We start from the raw sequence: 13394 nt of genomic DNA, 5'->3' as shown, positions 1-13394 counted from the left end.
GGTGACGTTTCCGTGCGCCCGGCGAGCGTCGGCAAGGCGGCGGTGGGTCGGGGCCTGTGCCGCCGACGGCACGACGTCGACCGGCGGCTGGGAGGCGGTGCGACCAGCTGCCCCGCCCGATGCTTCGGCCGTGGAAACCGAAACGGTAGTTTCCAGATCGTTCGATTTAGGGGTGCCCTGGATGACTATCCCCAGGGCACCGGCGGGCTTGCTGGTGTTCGGATTCGAACGAAGCGGCTCCAATTGGAGCCAGAACCGCGTCGTACGGGCCCACTGCCCTTCTTCTGCTGGGTTGGCGGGCCTGTGGTTATGTGGGCTGGTCGTTGTAGGCCTTGGCCTGGGTGCGGTACATGCTCGCGTACTCGCCATCGAGCGCGATCAGGGTTTCGTGGGTGCCTTCCTCGATGATGCGGCCGCCGTCGAGGACGATGATGCGGTCGGCGTTGCGGGTGGAGCCGAGGCGGTGGGTGATCAGGACGACGCTGCGGCCTTCGCTGAGGGTGCGGATGCGGTCGTAGACGGCTTCTTCGCTGCGGGGGTCGAGGGCGGCTGTTGGCTCGTCGCAGATGAGCAGGTCGGCGTCCTGGCGGTAGAAGGCGCGGGCGCCGGCGATGCGTTGCCATTGGCCGCCGGAGAGGTCGCGGCCTCCCCACCAGGAGGGGGCGAGGTTGGTGTCCAGCCCGTCGGGGAGGGCGTCGATGACGGTGTCGGCGCCGGCGGCGCGGGCGGCGGCCGTGATCGCCTCGTCGTCGGCGTCGTTTTGCCCGAGGGTGATGTTCTCGCGGGCGGTGACTGGCCAGCGGGCGAAGTCCTGGGGGAGCATCGCCAACCGCCGCCACGCCTGCTCGGGGTCGGCGTCGGCGAGGTTTGCGTCGTTCCAGTACACGGCCCCGCTGGTGGGGGTGTAGAGGCCGGCGAGGACTTTGGCGAGGGTGGATTTCCCGGAGCCGTTCGCGCCGACGACGGCCAGCACCTCACCGCGGCGTACCCGGACGCTGATGCGGTCGAGGGCCGGGAGCTCGCTGCCGGGGTAGGAGAAGGTCACGTCTTTGGCCTCGATCACCGACAGGTGCTCGGGCAGGGTGACGCGGGGTGCGGTGGCGGAGGTGCGGGTTTCGGCGTCGCGGAGGAAGTTGTCCCAGTCGTCGAGGTAGAGGCCGGTTTTGTAGCCGGAGTTGGCGCCTTGGACGAGGCCGGTCAGCAGGCGCTGGCTGGTCTGGACGGCGATGATGGCGGTTCCGGCGGCGGCCGGGGGGATGCGGCCGGTGGCGGTGAGCCAGAGCAGCGTGGCGTAGACCCCGGCGGTGGTGGTGCCGGCGACGGCGTCGCCGAGGAGCTGGTAGCGGGCTGTCGTGGTGCCGACGTGGGCGGCGGCGTCTTCGAGGCGGGCGGCGACGTCGCGGAAGCGGCCCAGGAGCCAGTCGCGCAGGTTGTAGGCGCGCACCTCGAGGGCGTTGCTGCGGCTGGAGGTCTCGAAGATGACGGAGTGCCGCAGGCGGCGGTCGGCAAGGACGTGCCGGTCGGTGAAGTAGGCAGCGCGCGCGGCGCGGACGGCGGCCCAGCCGCGGGGCAGGACGGCGAGCAGCATCAGCGGGAGCAGGACGGGGTGGAGGTGGGCGAGGACGCCGGCAGCGGCCCCGATGGACAACAGGGCGGTGGTGAGGGTGGTGATGGCCTCCACCATCAGGTGGACGTCCTTGGCGGCGCGGGAAGCGGCTTCGGACTGGTCGCACCAGGCCGGGTCGTCGTAGGCGACGAGCGGGACCTTCGTCGTGGCTTCCAGATAGCGGGTCTCCGCGATGCCGTCGACCTTCGGGCCGATGCGGGCGGTGGTGGCGACGGTGAGCGCCGCGACCACGGAGCGGGCACAGGCGGCGAACGTGACGACGGCCAGTGCGGGCAGCGCGTCGCGTACCCGCTCGCCGGTGGGCCCGGCGGCCAGCAGCGGCGCGAGGGCGTTGGTCGTGGCGTACAGCCCTATCGCGGTCACAGCCCCGGAGAGGAGCTGGAGCGCGGCAGTCAGGGTGACGGCGCGGGGGGCTGCCTGCCAGGCGAGGCGGATGGCGATGGCGGCCAGGCGGGGCAGGCGGCGGGCGATGGTCCACCAGGAGGCGTCGAGCGCGTCGTCGTGGCGCTCCCCGCTGACGGTGTACCGGGGGATGACCACGCCCTCCGGCCGGTGACCGGGACGGCGCTTGCGGGATGGTGTGGGGGGTGTGGGGGAAGCTGGAATAGTCGTCACACTTGCGCCAACGACTCACCCGAACGGGTGTCACGCCGCACCTCGGTGGCGGAGGGTGGCGAATGCACGTCCTATTCAGTGCGGTGCTCGATCCGCAGAGCGGGGGCATAGGGCCAGAGCCGGTCGGCGGCGTCCTGGCCGACCACCTGCCCGCCCGCTTCGTTCCAGGCGTGCGCGCCGGCCGGAGCCGTACGGGCTCCGACCACCCACGCCACGCTCCGGCCACGCAGCACGGCGGCCAGATAGCAGGCCAGCGACTCCTCCAGACAAGCCGACCGGCCCGGCCAGAAGCGGGCCGCACGGCGCACCGCAGCAACCAGCCGGTCGGCTTCCTCCGGCGCGGCCGGGCGCACGGGGATCCGGGCCAGGGCGCGCGCGGCGGTGATGCTGACGCGGATGGGAGTGCAGCGCAGCAAGATCAGCGCCGTGGCCATGCCCACCACGCCCACGACGCGATCGCCGGCGCCCACAGGCGTGGTTGTCGGCACGGCTGGGCGGACCGCGACCGCGACCGGCTCGGGGGCAGCCGCGGTCCGGGCGCCGAGCAGGCCGAGCTCGCGCATCTGGCCGACGAGAGCGGCCAGGTCGGCGCGCACGGCACCCTCGTCGGCGCCCTGGCCCACGAAGGCCTCGACGAGACCGTCCACAGTCCGCTCCAGGGACGCCCCGTCGGTGAGCCGGTGCCACAGCAGGGCGGCAGTGGTGTTGAGGTGATGCCACCGGCCACGGCCGGTACGGATGTCCATCACCGCGGCGCTGCCACCGGGCAGGTGGGCCCTGAAGAGCTGAGGAGCGGTCCCCGTCCCTACGCGCATGCCGCGCCTCCCCGGAGGGCGGTGGGCTGCCACCATGCGGCGCGGGCCGTTGCCGTCGACAGCCGGGCCAGCCACAGCTCGGAGACGAGCAGCGCGTGCAGGTTCCCCAAGGGCGCCGGCGCCCCGGCGATGGCGGCTTCGAGGTCGGCGGTGGCACGGCGGGGATCGAGCAGGCCCGCCTGGGCGAGATGCGAGCCGGTGACGATGCGGCGTAGGGCGGGGGCGTTGGCGGCCAGGCCGTCGAAGACGCTGGTGGTGAACAACGTCTTCGTCTGCCGCCCCAAGAGCCACTCCGGCACGAGCCCGACCAGAGCCGTGCGAGCGAGCGGTTTGTACATGCCCGGGCGGGCCCGCTGGTATGAGGGGATCGACAGGCACGCGTCAGCGACGGCGGAGTCGAGGAACGGCGCGTGGATCGGCAGGTGCCACAGCTGGCGGGCGATCGTGTCGAATGTGGCGTGCTCGGCCGCCATCCACTCCAGGTCCAGCCGGTCATGCAGCGCGCCCGGGGCCCGGTACGCGCCGGCGTCCGGCACACGGGCCGCGACGCGATCCGCCACGGCCTGGCGCCCCGCCGCCGTCAGCCACCGGGCGCCAGCGGTCGCCGAGCACCAGGCCAAAGCGTCCTCCGGGGCCGGGCGCCAGTCGTCCGGGAGCGGGGTGGCGGTCATCCGGTCCGCCAGGCGGGCCAGGGCACGCGGGTACGGTGTGGCGGCCGTCGCGGCGATCTGTCGCCAGGCCCGCCACGGCGCGATCCGCACCGCGCGCGCGAAATCGCTCCCGCGCCGCAGCGCCTGGCCACGGTGACCGGCGAGGAACTGGTCCACCCGGTGACTGCTGGCCGTACCGAGGACGTTGTCGCCGCCGCGCCCGGTCAGGTGCGCGGCGGACCCGCGGGAGGCGGCGGGCGCGAGCCGGGCGGCGAGGACGGACAGCACGCCGATCGACATCGACGGCAGGTCCGTCAAAGGCAGGGCCTCGGGGGCGTCCAGGCCGTCGAAGTGCGCCACCGCGGTGTCCCGGCCGCTGATGACCTGGTGCGTGATGCCGTCCACCTCGGCCGCGACGCGGCGGGCATAGAGGACATCGTCGTCCTCGGCCATCCGCGCATCGGTGTAGGTGATGGCGAACACCGGCCGTTCCCGTACGGCGAGGCAGGCCACGGAACTGCTGTCCACCCCACCGGACAGATCGCACGTCACCGGCTCTAACCGCTGTGCCCGGCGCTCGACCGCCACTGTCAGCGTCTCCCGCAGCTGCCGCGCCCCGTCGGCTAGGGACCACCCCGGCCGCCCAGCTGCCGGGACGGGGACGATCCGGGGCGCGGCGTGCTCGCGCAACATCAGGGCGCTTCCCGGCGGCACGCGGCGCATCTGCGCGAAGTGCGCGGAGCCCAGCCGGAAGTCCACACCGGTCACGGCCAGATCCGCCAGCAGCCAGACCAGATCCGGCGCGGCGTCGGACAGCGCGGCCAGCGGCAGGGCGGCTGTCGACCACCAGATGCCGATCTCGTCCTCCAGCCAGTACAGGGGCACCACCCCGCTCCTGTCCCCGGCCACCCAGGTCTCGCCGCCGACGCTCAGGACCGTCAGGTGCGAGCCCGCCAGCCGCAGGGCGGCCGCGAGGTCGCCGTCGCGGCCGGCGGCCAAGGCCGCTTGTCGTTCGGCGGCGGTGGCCAGGCAATGCCCCGCTGTCGCCAGCCGTCCGCCTTCTCCTGCGGGCGCTGCGGTGACGATCGCCTCGTGCGTGTCGTGGCCGACCGTCCACACCCGTCCCCGGGGCAGGTCGAGGAGTGCTGTTCCGTCGCGCGGCACCACGATCCCTCGCGCGAAGTCGGGGGCGGGCACCCCAACGACGAAGCGGTTCATCAATGACCTCCTGTGGCAGCGTCCTGCGAAATGGATGCGCCCGGGACAGCCAGCCGTCGTCATGGCTGTCCCGGGCGCGGGTCTCACTCAGCGATCACCTGCGTACTGGGTCAGCTGGCGTTCCAGTACTGGGTGTCGTCGGCGGGGTCGTGCTGCTTGTTACCGAGCGTGGCGCCGGTGACGGAGCCGAAGCCGGTCACCACGGCCGGCTCGTAGGTCTCGGCGCTGACCTGGTTCGTGGTCTGCTCGTCCATCAGGTGCCTCCACATTGACGGTGCCGCCGCCCGCCCCGCGTTCCCGGCATCCGGCCGGGGAGGCGAAGCGGCGAGCTGTGCATCACCATCCCGGCACCGAGCGGTCGCAGGAAGCGGCGAGCAGGGTGCGGTCGGGGTGCGGCTAAGCGCACCCGAAGAGCACCCTCGTACGGCATTCCGCCGGGTCGTCCACCCCAGCTACCGTCGATTCGTTCGGCCTCTGCTCCGGCGAGCGAAGGGCGAGATGCCGCATGCACCTGTTGAAACGAGCTCGGACCGTGCGCGGCTGGGCTGGGCCTGATCTGGCGCGGCGCATCTGCGACCTGGGGGCCACGCGGCACGTTCCGGTGGGCACCGGGAAGGACGGCGTCTACCGCTGGGAGGACGGACGCTGCCCGGACATCCCCACCCAGTACCTCATCGCCGAGCTGCTGGAAATCCCCGGAGAGGCCGTGGACCAGTACCCCTGGCCCAAGTGGCTGGCTCTCGACCCGCGCCAGCAGCCCACTCGCTACAGCTGGGACGCGCCCGGCGCCATCCGGGCACTCGACGAGGTGTCCGGGAGGGAGACCATCACCATGCACACGCTCGACCGGCGACACTTCACCCACCTCACCGGCATCGCCCTGACAGCCTCCCTGTGGTCCTGGCTGACCGCCGATCCCGCCGCGGCCGGCCAGATCGCCCAGGGCCGCCGCCTCGGAGAAACGGCCGTCGCCCACATCGAAGACCGCGTCCGACAGCTCCGCCACGCTGATGACCTCGACGGCGGCGGCCAACTGCTGACGGAAAGCTCCTCCACCTTGCAGATGGTCGTCGAGCTACTGAAGAACCGCTCCTACACCGACCAGCACGGAGCCCGCCTCCACGCAGCAGCCGCCGACCTCGCCCGCATGCACGCCTGGGCCGCCTTCGACCTCAACGACAGCTGCGCCGACGGCATCTTCCACGCCGCCCTGCGATCCGCCCACGCCGCCGACGACCCCGCCCTCGGCGCCCACATCCTTGCCTTCTGGTCCATCGCCGCCAACAACACCGGCCGACCGGACGACGCCGAGGCCATGACCATCGCCGCCTTGTCCGCCTCCCGCGGACGCACCACACCCAGGGTCGAGGCCATGCTCCTCTCACGACGCGCCCGTGCCCGCGCCCACCAGAACAATGCCGCCGCGTTCACCGACCTGGACCGCGCAGCCGACCTCCTTGACGCCGCCGAGCACCGCACAGGCGACGACCCGGAATGGGTGGGATGGTTCGACGAGGCAGAACTGCACGGGGCGTGGGCATCCACCTATCTCGACATGGGCCAGCCCAAGCATGCCGAAGCCGAGTTCCACCAAACCGCCAAGCTCTTCCCCGCCGACCGGACACGCACTCAGGCGCTCTTCCTCGCCCGCCAGGCCGACGCTCAATGGCGACAAGCGGACCATGAACGGGCCTGCGCCACCGCCCACCGCGCTCTCGACCTCGCCGAGGAAATCAGCTCCCACCGGGCCGCCGGCCCCCTGCGCGACCTGGCCACCAGCATGCGCACCCACACAGCCATCCCCGCCGTCCGCGACCTGCGCGAACGCGTGAAGAGCACCCTGGCCGCATAGTGGCACGCGGCGGGGCCCTTACGCGCACGCGCGTGGACCAGGGCAAAAAGTGACACCCGATGCGAGCGAGGAGTCGGGGGAATCAGTCCGCTGACGCGGAGTCCGGCATGGTCACCGGTGCCGGGGCCTCGTCCAGGAGAGCGCCGCAGTGACTATTCAGGATCACGGCGACGGGAACGCCGAGGGCGATGGCGGCCAGCGCGAGGCAGGACCTGGCCGGGTGCGTGGTGTCGATGGCGTCGTCGCGAGCATGCCGGGCGCTCACCGTTCCGCCGCCGTGATCCGGTCCACGGGGGCGGTCCATTCCCGTCCGCCGTGCTCGGGGGCCAGCCAGGCTCGTGTCACCATGCGCGACCGGCCGCCGGGGCCCTCGACCTGCTCGGGGGCGATCGCGCGCAGAACCCCGGTGCGATCGGTGGCGGTGTCCACGACCAGGCGGCCGAGTAACGGGTGCTCCTGGTGCCCGAGTCCGAGATCCTGGCGGGTGCTCACCGGTCACCGCCTTCTCGGCGGGCGATTTCGGCGGCCTCGCGTTCCTCGGTCTCCTTCCGCAGCGCGTCCCGCCGCTTACCGATGGCCTGCTCCAACTGGAGGTGGAGGAGCTCGACCTGGCCGGGGGTGAGGACCAGGACGGTCTCCGCGGTCGTGTCGTCGCGGAAGCGGACCCGTACGGGCAGGGCGGCCTGTGCGGCGCGGTGGTCGTAGACGACGTCTCTCTTCAGCGGCTCGGCGTGGGAAACGAACACCGGGGTCCGGGTCGGAATCGGGGCCGAGTCGCTGGTGGTGGTCGGGCTCATCGAGGAGGTTCCTCTGCGTGGGTGTGATGGCGACGGACCGCCGACTCATCACCACATCTCCGGCAGCCCGCCGTGCTGTGTAGGGCGCCGCCCAGGGCCCCAGGGGAGCGGAGCAGCTCCAGCCCCGGGCGGCCTACCGAGCAAACCGCGCAGCCTGCGCCCGGGGAACGGGCACGGTTGGTGTTGGTGAGATCGCTGTCGGCGAGGTGATGCGCCGTGCATCACTTCCCAGGGCTACGAGGCCAGGACGTTCATGTGCCGGGCGAGGGGGGCCAGGCCCGGCAGCCGGCGACGGCCCTTGGACTCCTGGATCTGGCGGACGACCTCGCGGGCGTGGACCTGGTAGCGCATCCACTCCGGCGCCATCGCGTGCACCCGCGTCAGCGTGTGCACCGCCTCGGCGTACCGGCCCTGCCAGGTGTGGGCCTGGGCCACGTCCAGCAGGTGGCGCCCCCGGGCAACCGGGGGGATGCGCCGGGTCGGCGGCACCTGCTGCGCCAGGCGCAGAGCCTCGGCCGGCCGCTCCTCGGCCATGGCCAACTCGACACCGACCATGGTTACCAGCGAAGGCCCGAAGGCCGCGTGATGGGCGCCGTTGACCAGGTCGGTGGCGTCGGTGTCCACGATGGACGTGCACCGCCCGGCGGTGGCCAGCAGCTCATGGGCGAGCGTGTAGTCCTCCAGGCGGGCGGCCGCCGTCATCGCCGACAGCGTTAACCGCCCGTACATCCGCACCGCCTGGTAGTGCTCCCGGGCAAAACGCGGGTTGAGCTGGTCAGCGGCGGTGGTCGCCACCACGCCCACCAGCTCGTTCTCGCCCTGGCGCATCAGCACCCACGCCAGCGCGTTGAACGCCCCGGCGATCAACACCGCGTCCTCGGTGCCCTGCGCGGCCAGCAAGGACCGCTCCACCGCCGTACGGGCCAGGTCGTCCTGGCCCAGGTGCACCGCCCCCCACGCGGCGGCCTGGTAGCCGCGGGCGAGCGCGGCCCGGGCCGAGCGCCGCTCGTCACCCCGCAGCTCCTCCACGGCCGCCCGGGCGGCGGCCAAGACCGCCGGCAGGCCGCCGATCATCTCGGACAAGGCGCCGTCCCAGTACCGCCGCCAGGCCACCTCGACCTCGCCTCGCAGGTCCGCGACGGTCAGCGTGCCCGCCTCGTGCTCCGCCAGTTGCAGCCCCGGCAGGGTCTCCAGTGGGTGGACCGCCCGGCGCAGTGCGCGGATGCCGTCCTCTTTGGGGGCGTCGTCCTGGTGGAGGGTCTGGCGCTGCCCGAGCAGGACGGACGGCTTCACATCCAGCGCACGGGCGAGCTTGGCGAGGGTGCCCATCAAGGCGCTCGTCCTCGCATTGCGCTCCAGGCCCCGGATGGTCGGAAGGGCCACGCCTGATCTGCCGGCCAGCTCCCGCTGGGTCAGGCCGGCCTGGCGGCGCAGGTGGGCGAGGTTGTCGCCGATCGTCGGTTCCGTGCTCACCACAGGGCTCCCCTGGAATTGCGATCCCGTACTCGGACGGTACCCGCCCCGGCAACTCCCAATAGGAACGTTTCCTTATGTGCCCGTTTTAGGACCTTCGCGGCTCGGGAATCTTGGGCGGCGTGGGTACCGACGGGGGCGTGCGGCACACTTCGTCGGTGACCACAGCATCCACATCGCCGTCCCGTCCCCGCTCCCTCGGCAAGGGGGTCCGGGCCATCATTCCCACGGGTGCCGCATCGCCGGCGGACCAGGCGGCTGCGCTCATCGCCGCAGTCCAGGACGTGCAGCTCCCAGCTGCACTTGTCCAGGCAGCGGCCCTGATCTTGGAGGCCGCCTCGAACCCCGAGCCCTTGGACGAAGCGACGAGGGAGCGGGCGGCCGAGATCGCGGCGCTGCTGGTCAGAGAGCCCTGACCCCCCTCCCAGGGAGCTGGGGCGGGCGCTGTACGGGAGCCTTACGCGCGTGCGCGTGGACCAGGGCAAAACGAGACACCCGCGTGTGCCCGGGCGGCTTGTCCGGCAGGGTGGAAGGCATCCGTTGATGATCAAGGGGAGGGCATTGATCCATGGGCAAGTCCACGGCGAAGAAGGCCAAGCTGGCGATACCCCTGTCCGCTGACCGGTTGCGAACGGGCTGGCGAGGACCGGCAGGTACCCGCATCCATCTGGCCCGCCCTCAAGACCTCGTGGCAGCTGACGCGCTGATGGCCACCACCGGAGACGGGGTCCGGATCATTCCGGTCCTGCGCACCGCCATCGAGGACGGCACGGCGGCGTCCGCCATGCTCGCCGGCCTGGGCGGCACGAAGGCGTACCACGACGCCGCCTCGCGATCGTTCACCGACCGGCCCATGAGCGAGGCCCTGACTACCGTCTCTCTGACGCTGGTCGCCACCGACGAGCAGGACCGCGCCGTCGGCGTGCTGTCCGCCACCGCCCCGGGAACCGTCATCGAGATGGCCATGAACAACGGCTTCAGCAGCGAGAAGGCCATGGCCCTGAGCTTGTTCATCGCCAAGGTCCACGGCCTGGCGGTGGCCGAGCACGCCCGCGGCCAAGGCATCGCCGCCACGCTGCTCAAGCGGACCTGGCAGGTCTACCAGCAGCTCGGATACTTCCTGCTGTACGGATCCTTCGAGGCCGACCGCAACCTGGCCGACTTCTACTCCCGGTGCGGCTACACCGTCCACGCCCCAGGAGAGAGCTTCCCCCTCGACCGCGTCGCGCTTCCCTTCGGCCTCAACGCCGGTGATGACCAGCGTATGTTCACCCGCTGGCGGCCCCGACGCTGACCATTGGCTCGTCAGGCACGGCGGAGTAGCCCACCGCGCGCGCCCCGGCCCCCTGACGGAGGCTGGGGCCATGGAGCAGCGTGTGGTCGTGCACCCGCCGGACGAGCGCGGCTGGCGCCGGGTGACGTACGGCGGCCGCACGCTCGGAACGGCCTACCAGCCGTCCGACATCCCGGTCTTCCTCACGGCCGCTGGCTATGAGGGCGCCGAAGACGTCGACCTCACCGACGAGGTGGTCTTCGAATGGCGCGGGGGAGGGCCGGAGACCTGGGCCCAATCGCCGCCGTGACGCAGACCGCTATCCCAGCGTCCACGCGCCGGCGCAGCATGCGCGTGACACATCTGGCTAGATAACCCGCGCGTTTCCGCTCTGCTGCGGTCGTCACATCCGACCATGGTGACGCTTCCGTGAAGTGGGGGAACAGGCAGCCAAGACCAGCCGTGAGGACCATCAGCTGTTCTGGCGGAGGGCCTTGAGGACCAGGGGGCGGGACATCGCACCGCGGGCGTGTTCGGCGAGCTCGTTGGCGCTGACGCCGGTCTTCTTCTGCTCAGCGCGCAGAGCGGCCCCCAGCCGGGCGCGGGCCTTCTCCACCTTGTCCAGGGCGTCGAGGACCTCCCGCTTGGCGGCGGCAATGGCGGGCGGCACCGTGGTCAACGCGTTGACCACCCGCTTCGGTCGCATTGGGGGCGCCGGGGTACGGGCCGGAAAGGTCGAGGACCTCCTCCTGCCAGGGGGCAGGCATGACGTATCGGCACTGCTTGGGGTCGTCGGAGAGCTGCCGGTTGACCTCGGCGCGGTCGAAGTGCGCCGGGTTGTACTTGTGCAGGCCCCACTCCCGCAGGTCTCGGTAGCGCGGTCCCTTGCGGGACCGGATCGCCCGCAGAGTGTGCTCGTAGCCGAGCGGGCCGCCGCAGTCCTCAGGCGGGCAGGCACGGCGGCCGGCGCTGCACCGGGGGTAGTAGGTGTTCGGTGCGGGCCGGTGGATCTTCTCGACTTCCAGATGGTGCACCCAGTGGTCACCGAAGTCGTAGACGTACCCTGCGGTGCGGCCGACCTCGGGCAGCACCTGGCCGATGGTGTACGCCGAGGCCTCGCGGCCGTTGTGGCCGTAGCTGTCCCAGCGGGCCCCGAACTCCCACAGGTGGGAGTCGTCCCAGCCCATGGCGACCTGGATGACCGCGTGCAGCCCGTACATCGTGGTGTCCGAGTACACGTGAATCCGGCGCCACACCACCGGCTCGATGTCCGGCATCCATACCTTCAACTGGTGCACAGTCCTCGCGGTCACGCCCGTCACCGTAGCGACCTCGGAGACCGTCACCGGCGCCGCTCGTGACGCTGGCCGTGCTCGTGCGGGCGGAGTTCAGGGAACCAGGCCCAGCCATGGGCGCGGCGTGGATACGGTGTCCGCCGGCTGGTCCAGCCGACACGGAGAGAGGCGAGGCGTGGCGAAGCGGTGGGTCCGGTACGTGATGCCGGTGATGGTCGAGGTCGACTGCGACGGGGACGAGATCACGCGGGTGGTGACGCTGCCCGAGGAGATCCGCGAGGACCGGGACGACCTGGGCCACTTCCTCACCTACGACGAGAAGTTTGTCCGTCGCTCCAGCGACGTCCAGCCGCAGCTGCACGCGTTCTGCGTCGCCGAACCGCGCTGGGAGCACGAGATGTTCCGGGTCGGCGGGCCGGTGAACTGGCTGAAGACGAGCGAGTGGGAAGAGGGCTTCGACCTGACCGAAGCCGACGATCGGTACGCGGAGATCGAGCCGTACGCCCTGCGCGAGCGGTAGTCCGCCCGAGGGGCTTCGCCCGGCCGTAGCACCGAGGGGTCAACTCACGGGCCTCCCAGCATTGAGTTGACCCCTCGCGCACTTTTCGTGACCCCGTACGGCGGGTCTTATGGGCGGCCGGTCCGCCTCATCGCCGGGCGTCGGGCCCCAGCAGACGGAGTCTGTCGTGGCTAGCGGTGCTGGGCCCACCAGATCGTGCCCGTTACGAGAGCACCTCCTGCGGCGGTGGCCATACCGCGGACGAGGCCGTGGCAGGCAGTGCGGGCAAGCTGCCGGACTATGTGCCCGAGACGGCGGTTGCCTCGAACTCGACGTGCTTGCCCCTGGCGCGTAGGCTCTGAGACGGAACTGATGGCTTCCTCCACGTCATGCATGGGTGAGAGCTGTCGGGCTACGCGATAAGCGGCTCCCTGTTGGCGCGGGGGGCCGCTGTTTTTGTGCCTCCTGTCATGAGAGCGGTCGGGCTACGCGTGACGACCCCTGTTGGCGCAGGGCTGTTCACTCGGCTCCTGCGCAGAACTCCGCTGGCGCACAAGCCGATCGGCCGTCAAGAAAGAGCGTACGCGTCCTTACAGAGGTCCTGGACGTCGCGAGACACTCAGAGCGCAGATCTGGGTGGGAGAGCCGTCGTAAACCACTAGATCTCGTGCCTGTACCTGCTCGCCCTGGCCGCCGGAGTCTTCCTCCCCCGGCCCCTCGGCCCGGTCAGCACCATGGGCGACGAGCTGGCTCACTTCCTCAACCTCGTCTTCCCACCAGGGGGAGGGGGAAGCAGGTCAACTGACCTGCTCTTGAGGGCTACCGGGCCCTTCCTGCACCCGGATCACTCGGCGCCTCCTTGCCCCAGGGACTCCGTCACCTCGTCGTTCGCGCCGTCGAGGGCCTGCCGCTGGGGGGCTGAATCGAGCCGACCGTCCTCATCGCGGCACCACTCGATGCCGTCGACGTCCCGGAAGTGGACTTCCAGTGGTACGGCGAACTGCGGCTCGAACTGGCCTTGGTCCCCGATCGTCACTTCCGCGCGTTCGCCGGGCGGGACGAGCCCCACGGCCACGATCATGAGAGGCTCCTCGCCCGGCAGGAGGTCGGCGTGCGGGGCGAGGACGCACACAACGACTTCGTGGATCGGCTGCGGCGAGCCGTTGTGCACGACCACGACGTGGAAGTGGTGACCCGCCCACTCGCTGTCGGTGTCTGCCCGGGCCGGGCACACACCCACAGCGGGGCCGGTCCCGGCGGTGACAGCCTCGGCTCGCCGG

Annotated in this window: 16 protein-coding genes; 5 read left to right on the top strand and 11 right to left on the bottom strand. The window is 71.5% G+C overall.

Going from position 1 to position 13394, the window contains the following annotated elements; genetic code table 11:
• Nucleotides 1–307 precede the first annotated feature (307 nt).
• The 4 genes from ACOTKD_RS37165 to ACOTKD_RS37150 all read right to left on the bottom strand — a co-directional run bounded on the left by ACOTKD_RS37165 (nucleotide 308) and on the right by ACOTKD_RS37150 (nucleotide 5179).
• Nucleotides 308–2167: an ABC transporter ATP-binding protein gene (locus tag ACOTKD_RS37165; protein WP_424893431.1), complete on the bottom strand. Its 1860-nt coding sequence runs from the start codon at nucleotides 2165–2167 to the stop codon at nucleotides 308–310.
• A gap of 146 nt (nucleotides 2168–2313) precedes the next feature.
• Entirely contained in the window at nucleotides 2314–3057 is a 744-nt protein-coding gene (locus tag ACOTKD_RS37160) for a lasso peptide biosynthesis B2 protein (protein WP_424893430.1), read from the bottom strand.
• On the bottom strand, nucleotides 3048–4925 hold the full coding sequence (locus ACOTKD_RS37155; RefSeq protein ID WP_424893429.1) for an asparagine synthase-related protein: 1878 nt from the start codon (nucleotides 4923–4925) through the stop codon (nucleotides 3048–3050). The genes ACOTKD_RS37160 and ACOTKD_RS37155 overlap by 10 nt, the downstream gene beginning before the upstream one ends.
• Nucleotides 4926–5035: 110 nt before the next feature.
• Nucleotides 5036–5179, bottom strand: a complete 144-nt coding sequence (locus ACOTKD_RS37150) for a hypothetical protein (protein WP_424893428.1) — start codon at nucleotides 5177–5179, stop codon at nucleotides 5036–5038.
• Nucleotides 5180–5457: 278 nt separating this feature from the next.
• Here ACOTKD_RS37150 and ACOTKD_RS37145 point away from each other — a divergent pair, with 278 nt between their 5' ends.
• Nucleotides 5458–6777: an XRE family transcriptional regulator gene (locus tag ACOTKD_RS37145; protein ID WP_424893427.1), complete on the top strand. Its 1320-nt coding sequence runs from the start codon at nucleotides 5458–5460 to the stop codon at nucleotides 6775–6777.
• An 82-nt stretch (nucleotides 6778–6859) separates the two neighbouring features.
• Here ACOTKD_RS37145 and ACOTKD_RS37140 read toward each other — a convergent pair whose 3' ends face one another.
• From ACOTKD_RS37140 to ACOTKD_RS37125, 4 genes are all read right to left on the bottom strand, one after another.
• Nucleotides 6860–7042: a hypothetical protein gene (locus ACOTKD_RS37140; RefSeq protein WP_424893426.1), complete on the bottom strand. Its 183-nt coding sequence runs from the start codon at nucleotides 7040–7042 to the stop codon at nucleotides 6860–6862.
• Nucleotides 7039–7269: a hypothetical protein gene (locus tag ACOTKD_RS37135; protein ID WP_424893425.1), complete on the bottom strand. Its 231-nt coding sequence runs from the start codon at nucleotides 7267–7269 to the stop codon at nucleotides 7039–7041. Before ACOTKD_RS37135 ends, ACOTKD_RS37140 begins: the two co-directional genes overlap by 4 nt.
• Entirely contained in the window at nucleotides 7266–7574 is a 309-nt protein-coding gene (locus ACOTKD_RS37130; protein ID WP_424893424.1) for a hypothetical protein, read from the bottom strand. The genes ACOTKD_RS37135 and ACOTKD_RS37130 overlap by 4 nt, the downstream gene beginning before the upstream one ends.
• Before the next feature lie 234 nt (nucleotides 7575–7808).
• Nucleotides 7809–9047 (bottom strand): helix-turn-helix domain-containing protein, encoded by a 1239-nt coding sequence (locus tag ACOTKD_RS37125; RefSeq protein ID WP_424893423.1) that lies wholly within the window; start codon nucleotides 9045–9047, stop codon nucleotides 7809–7811.
• Between the two features lie 158 nt (nucleotides 9048–9205).
• Between ACOTKD_RS37125 and ACOTKD_RS37120 the strand changes: the two genes are divergently transcribed.
• The 3 genes from ACOTKD_RS37120 (at nucleotide 9206) to ACOTKD_RS37110 (ending at nucleotide 10630) form a co-directional block, all read left to right on the top strand.
• The gene (locus tag ACOTKD_RS37120) at nucleotides 9206–9463 is read left to right on the top strand and encodes a hypothetical protein (protein ID WP_424893422.1); all 258 of its coding nucleotides are present in this window, start codon (nucleotides 9206–9208) and stop codon (nucleotides 9461–9463) included.
• A 152-nt stretch (nucleotides 9464–9615) separates the two neighbouring features.
• Complete coding sequence (locus ACOTKD_RS37115; RefSeq protein WP_424893421.1) at nucleotides 9616–10341, top strand: GNAT family N-acetyltransferase; 726 nt, start codon at nucleotides 9616–9618, stop codon at nucleotides 10339–10341.
• Between the two features lie 70 nt (nucleotides 10342–10411).
• Entirely contained in the window at nucleotides 10412–10630 is a 219-nt protein-coding gene (locus ACOTKD_RS37110; protein ID WP_424893420.1) for a hypothetical protein, read from the top strand.
• Nucleotides 10631–10792: 162 nt separating this feature from the next.
• Here ACOTKD_RS37110 and ACOTKD_RS37105 read toward each other — a convergent pair whose 3' ends face one another.
• Together ACOTKD_RS37105 and ACOTKD_RS37100 are read right to left on the bottom strand one after the other, a co-directional pair.
• The gene (locus tag ACOTKD_RS37105) at nucleotides 10793–10936 is read right to left on the bottom strand and encodes a hypothetical protein (RefSeq protein WP_424893419.1); all 144 of its coding nucleotides are present in this window, start codon (nucleotides 10934–10936) and stop codon (nucleotides 10793–10795) included.
• Complete coding sequence (locus ACOTKD_RS37100) at nucleotides 10893–11633, bottom strand: plasmid pRiA4b ORF-3 family protein (protein ID WP_424893418.1); 741 nt, start codon at nucleotides 11631–11633, stop codon at nucleotides 10893–10895. Before ACOTKD_RS37100 ends, ACOTKD_RS37105 begins: the two co-directional genes overlap by 44 nt.
• Before the next feature lie 157 nt (nucleotides 11634–11790).
• Between ACOTKD_RS37100 and ACOTKD_RS37095 the strand changes: the two genes are divergently transcribed.
• On the top strand, nucleotides 11791–12135 hold the full coding sequence (locus ACOTKD_RS37095; RefSeq protein WP_424893417.1) for a hypothetical protein: 345 nt from the start codon (nucleotides 11791–11793) through the stop codon (nucleotides 12133–12135).
• Nucleotides 12136–12958: 823 nt separating this feature from the next.
• Here the strand turns inward: ACOTKD_RS37095 and ACOTKD_RS37090 are convergent.
• The coding region (locus ACOTKD_RS37090) for a hypothetical protein (protein WP_424893416.1) at nucleotides 12959–13394 on the bottom strand (436 nt) is incomplete at its 5' end.

Source organism: Streptomyces sp. XH2 (assembly GCF_049725035.1).
GTDB classification, from domain to species: Bacteria; Actinomycetota; Actinomycetes; order Streptomycetales; family Streptomycetaceae; genus Streptomyces; species Streptomyces roseoverticillatus.
The sequence above is the reverse complement of the archived record's forward strand: the minus strand, read 5'-3'. Positions and strand labels throughout refer to the sequence as shown.